This is a genomic window from Cupriavidus sp. HMR-1 (genome assembly GCF_000319775.1).
Taxonomy (GTDB): Bacteria; Pseudomonadota; Gammaproteobacteria; order Burkholderiales; family Burkholderiaceae; genus Cupriavidus; species Cupriavidus metallidurans.
This window is the reverse complement of the sequence record NZ_ANKP01000211.1, coordinates 1-1,978: the sequence shown is the minus strand read 5'-3', so window position 1 is coordinate 1,978 and position 1,978 is coordinate 1. Positions and strand designations below refer to the sequence as shown.

Below are 1,978 nucleotides of genomic sequence, written 5' to 3'. Positions count from 1 at the left end.
CAGGCCCGCGCCGCCGACGAGCGCCGCGCCCAGGGACAGGCCACGCCGCTGACCGGCGTGCCCATCGCCCACAAGGACGTCTTCGTGACGCGCGGCTGGAAGTCCACCGCCGGCTCGAAGATGCTGGCCAACTACGAAAGCCCGTTCGACGCCACCGTGGTCGAACGCCTGGCCGCCGCCGGCATGGTCACGCTGGGCAAGACCAACATGGACGAGTTCGCGATGGGCTCGTCGAACGAGAACTCGTTCTTCGGCCCGGTGGGCAACCCGTGGGACACCAGCCGCGTGCCGGGTGGCTCCTCGGGCGGTTCCGCCGCCGCCGTGGCCGCCGGCCTGGCGCCTGCCGCCACCGGCACGGACACCGGCGGCTCGATTCGCCAGCCGGCCTCGTTCTCGGGCATCACCGGCATCAAGCCGACGTATGGCCGCGTATCGCGGTACGGCATGATCGCGTTCGCGTCGTCGCTGGACCAGGGCGGCCCGATGGCCCATTCGGCAGAGGACTGCGCGCTGCTGCTCAACGGCATGGCCGGTTTCGATCCGAAGGATTCGACCAGCCTGACCCCGGAACTGGGCGGCGTCACCGAGGACTTCACGCGCCTGCTGGGCCAGCCCCGCGCAGGCGCCACCGCCAGCCAGCCGCTGGCCGGCCTGCGCATCGGCCTGCCGCGCGAGTATTTCGGCAAGGGCCTCTCGGCCGACGTCGAACAGGCCTTGCGCGCCGCGCTGGCCGAGTACGAGAAGCTGGGCGCGACGCTGGTCGACGTGACCCTGCCGAAGACCGAACTGTCGATCCCCGTCTACTACATCATCGCGCCGGCCGAGGCATCGTCGAACCTGTCCCGCTTCGATGGCGTGCGCTACGGCCATCGCGCCGCGCAGTATGGCGACCTGCTCGACATGTACAAGAAGAGCCGCGCCGAAGGCTTCGGCCCCGAGGTCAAGCGCCGCATCATGGTGGGCACGTACGTGCTGTCGCACGGCTACTACGACGCCTACTACCTGCAGGCTCAGAAGATCCGCCGCATCATCGCCGACGACTTCCAGCGCGCGTTCACCCAGTGCGACGTGATCATGGGTCCGGTGGCGCCCACGGTGGCATGGAAGCTCGGTGAGAAGACTGCCGATCCGGTCCAGATGTACCTGGCGGACATCTTCACGCTGTCCACCAGCCTGGCGGGCCTGCCCGGCATGAGCGTGCCGTGCGGCTTTGGCGAAGGCAACATGCCTGTTGGCCTGCAGCTTATCGGCAACTATTTCGATGAAGCGCAATTGCTGCAGACGGCCCATGCGTTCCAGCAGGCCACCGACTGGCACCTGCGCCGTCCGGCCTGACAACGCCATGCAAACACGCCCCCTGCCCATCGTCAGCATGCGCGCCGCCGCGGCCCTGGCCCTGGCGGCGACGCTGGCCGGCTGCATTCCGCTGCCGTTCGGCGGCCGCTCGACGCCGATCGCCGCGCGCGATATCGACCTCGTCGGCGATTGCCGCCGCACCGAGGAAGATGGCTTCCGCGAGGACGCGCAATTGCGCGTGTCCAACAACACCGTGCAGCAGCTCCAGTGGAAGCTCTGGGTGGGCAAGCGCGGCTCGTGCAGCTTCAATCTGGCCGATTTCCGTCAGGTCAAGAAAACGCCGCATATCGAACTGCGCGCCAACGACGGCAGCGCCTGCGAGCTGATGGTCTGGCAGGACCCGCGCCGCATCACGCTGGCGCACGCGAATTGCCAGGCGCACTGCACGCCGGGCATCTATGAGCAGGCATGGCCGGTGATGTTCGAACCGGGTTCGGGCGACTGCGCCCGCACGCGCTAACACGCGCTAAGCGACACCGTCCATCGACAGATCATGAGGCGCCGACCGCACCTTTCCACGCTGACCCCCACGCCGCTGGTTCCGACCATGGCGGGGCGCTGGCTGCGCGCGAGCGTGGCGGCAGTGGCGATCGGCATGGCGCTCCTGCAGGCCGCGCCCGCG

Annotated in this window: 2 protein-coding genes; both read left to right on the top strand. The window is 68.9% G+C overall.

What is annotated here, in order from left to right; genetic code table 11:
* A partial coding sequence (gatA, locus tag D769_RS20410; protein ID WP_008648990.1) for an Asp-tRNA(Asn)/Glu-tRNA(Gln) amidotransferase subunit GatA occupies positions 1-1,335 on the top strand: 1,335 nt, incomplete at its 5' end.
* A 7-nt stretch (positions 1,336-1,342) separates the two neighbouring features.
* On the top strand, positions 1,343-1,816 hold the full coding sequence (locus tag D769_RS20405; protein WP_024569258.1) for a hypothetical protein: 474 nt from the start codon (positions 1,343-1,345) through the stop codon (positions 1,814-1,816).
* Positions 1,817-1,978 lie beyond the last annotated feature (162 nt).

What these genes read in the sequence shown, in the direction of transcription:
- D769_RS20405 (WP_024569258.1), top strand. Translation starts at nt 1,343, where the DNA reads ATGCAAACACGCCCCCTGCCCATCGTCAGCATGCGCGCCGCCGCGGCC.